1 pseudogene is annotated in these 3,519 nt (G+C 64.3%); it reads left to right on the forward strand.

Annotation, left to right across the window (positions count from 1 at the left end):
* Positions 1-181 precede the first annotated feature (181 nt).
* Positions 182-3,519, forward strand: a pseudogene (locus ACJMK0_RS19180) (hypothetical protein); the annotation flags it as partial.

A 3,519-nucleotide genomic window follows, 5' to 3' on the forward strand; every position in this document is an offset into this window, starting at 1 on the left:
GGCACGGCAGCGGCCGTCGCTGACGGACTGACGCTGGAGATATCGGCGATCTGCGGCGGTGTCCCGGGCTGCGTCTCGGACCTGTTCATCGACAACATCATCGTCGAGATCGTCGGCAACTGAGTTCGATCAGGACCAGCGCGAATCGACTCCAGACCAGATTTTTCGCAGAGAGCAAGTCATGCAAGCAGTAGCAACCATACGCCGGTTCCGCAACCTGGCGATGATCATTCCGGTCCTGGCAGTAGCGGCGTGTGGCCAGGGCGACGGACCCGACTCCATCGCCAACGAGCCGGTAACCCCGCTGCCGCCGGTTGCTCCCGGTTTCTGCGATCCGATCAACTTCGAGGTCGAATGCGCCGCTCCGGACATCGTGAATTTCAATGGCGGTGCCACGATCATCGTCGATAACCCGGACAAGAGCGGGTTAAACACGAGCGACCGGGTCGCGCAGATGCAGAAGTTCCCCGACGAGGTGTTCGGCGGGACGCGACTCGACCTCGCCGAGGCGATCGACTTCAGCGAAGGCGAATCCTACCTGGTGAAAGTCTGGTCGCCCCGGCCCGTCACCGTATCGTTCAAGCTCGAGGAGCTGGGCAATCCTGCCGGCGGCCTGACCGTCGACGAGGACCACAGCGGCAGCGGCAGCTGGGAAGAGCTCTGCTTCGACTTCACGGGCCAGGCGGTCCCGCCGCCTGTCGTCGCGCTGACGATCATCTTCGATAACGGCACGCTCGGCCAGGCGGATACCGATCCGGACAACTGGACCTTCTATTACGACGACATCACCCAGGTCGAGAGCTGCGACTCCGCCAGCGGTCCCGGGGATATCCAGCCGGATGCAGCGCTGTACACGAGCGGTGGCGCCCCCGACCTGGTCATCCCCGACGACTATGCCGAGCGCACTCCCTTCGGCTCGGGTTCGGTGATCGACCCGAACTATGCGGACGACGACACATTCAGCCCGGTCCTGTCGGTGTTCAGCGGTACCGGCTACGGGGCCAACGTCGCCCAGGTGGGTTTCATCGGCTTCCCGGAGGGTTTCCTGACCCAATACGAGACCGTCGATTTCAAGGTCAAGGGCATGCCCGGCTTCGTCATCTTCGTGAAGCTGTTCGACGGCCTGGACGCGCTCCGCCTGAATCTGACGAGCAGCTCCTATTCCTCCGAGCTCAGCGACGGCTGGTACCAGGTCTCCATTCCGGTGGCCGATTTCGCTGACGCGGACCAGGCGACCGGCATCGTCTTCGAGAGCGACGACTCTTCGGCGACGGAGTTCCGGATGCTGCTGAACGACGTCGGGTTCAGCGGCAGCGGGACCTACGTTCCGGCCGATCCCGGAGTCGTCCCCGAAGTCGCCCTCTACGATCGCGACGGGACGCCGGATCTGGTGATTCCGGACGACTACGCCGAGATCACCGTGTTCGGTTCGGGAGCGGTCATCGACGACGACTTCACCGGCGACCTGGACTTCAGCCCGGCCCTGGCGGTTACCACCGGCTTCGGTTACGACATCTGGAATGCGCAGCTCGCCTACACGGGCTTCACGCCAGGGTTCGCGACCGAGTACGAGACGCTGCAGTTCAAGGTCAAGGACCTGAGCGGCGACGTTATTCGGGTCAAGCTGCTGCCGGCCCCGGACTACCTCGACATCGACGTGACCAGCTCGCCCTATTCGACGACGCTCGGCAACGGCTGGTATCAGATTGCGATTCCGGTCGCCGATCTGCAGGACGCGGGCACCGCGGACGGCCTGCTGTTCGAGACGATCAGTCCGGCACCGGCGGAATCCTTCACCTACCTGATCACCGACATCGGTTTCAGCGGCACTGGCGCGGCCGATCCGGGCACGGTGCCGGACGTCGTGATCTACTCCTCGTCGGCGGCAGCCGATCTCGAGTTCGGCGTGGACTACACCGGTTTCGATCCATTCGGTTCGGGTTCGACGTTCGACGACAACGTGACGACCGATCGGGACTTCAGCCCGGTCTTCGGCGTCACCACCGGCGACGGCTATGGCGCGCAGGTGGGCCAGTTCGCGATCGTCGGCTTCGACGCCGGCTTCGCCGTCGGTTACGAGAGCCTGGACTTCAAGGCCAAGGGGCTCAACAACGACATCATCCGGGTCAGATTCCTGGATAACGGCGACTACCTGGATATCGTCCTGTCCAATTCGCCGTTCTCCACGGCACTGGGCAACGGCTGGTACCAGGTCTCGGTGCCGATGACGAACTTCACGGGCGTCGATACGGCGACGGCCCTGCTGTTCGAGACGGATAACACGGCAGCCGCTGCGTTCACCTTCCTGCTGACCGACATCGGCTTCAGCGGCGTGCCGGGGCCGGGGGACAGCCCGGACTCCATCATTCCCGAGAATGTCATCTTCGCGACCGACCCTGCCGTGGCGACGGACTTCGAGTTCGGCGTGGACTACACGGGCTACGAGCCGTTCGGATCGGGTTCTGTCTTCAACGACAGTTTCGCCGATGACCCGGATCTGAGTCCGGTCTTCGCGGTGACGAGCGGAGCCGGCTACGGCGCCAACGTCGCACAGTTCGCGATCGTCGGTTTCGATGCCGGCTTCGCTTCCGGTTTCGCGACCCTCGACTTCAAGGTCAAGGGCATGCCGGACGACATCATCCGGATCCGGTTCCTCGACAGCGGCGACTACGTCGACATCGAGCTGACTACCTCCGAGTACTCGACGGCAATAGGCAACGGCTGGTATCAGGTTTCGATACCGTTGACCCAGTTCACGGGCGTGGATACCGCGACGGCCCTGCTCTTCGAGAGCACCAACACTTCGCCGGATCAGTTCACCTTCCTGCTGACGGACTTCGGCTTCAGCGGCACGGCCGACGGCGGTGGTGGCGCGGGGATCACCCCGGACAACGTCGTCTACGCGACCGATCCGGCTGTGACCGAGGACCTGGCGCCGGCGGGCGTGGACAACTTCGGCTCCGGCGCGGTGTTCGACTTCAACTTCGCCGGCGACCCGGACTTCAATCCTGCCATCCAGGTGACGAGCGGCGAGGGCTACGGCGCCGGCGTCCACGTCGGGTTCGTGGCGTTCACGGGCTACGCGGCAGGATTCGCCGCCGGCTACGAGAACTTCGTGTTCAAGGTGAAGGGCGACGCGGGCAACCTGGCGGCCTTCGAGGTGAAGTTCATCGGCAACGGCGACACGAGCCAGGTGTACGACCTCACGACCTACGGCGGGGTCACCGACCTCGGCAACGGCTGGCTGCAGGTGTCGATCCCGATGAGCGACTTCGCGGCGACGATCGCCGGCAACGACGGTTTCCTGCTCGGCCCGCTGGGCGGCCAGGCTGCACCGTTCACGCTGCTGCTGACCGACATCGGCTTCACGGGTACCGTCGGTGCTGATACGGGCATTACCCCTGACAACGTGGTGTATGCGACGGATCCGGCAGTGACCGAGGATCTGGCACCGCCGGGCGTGGACAACTTCGGCTCCGGCGCGGTGTTCGACTTCAACTTCGCCGGCGACCCGGACTT

The sequence above is a fragment of the Lentisalinibacter orientalis genome (assembly GCF_040706535.1).
GTDB classification, from domain to species: Bacteria; Pseudomonadota; Gammaproteobacteria; order Steroidobacterales; family Woeseiaceae; genus Lentisalinibacter; species Lentisalinibacter orientalis.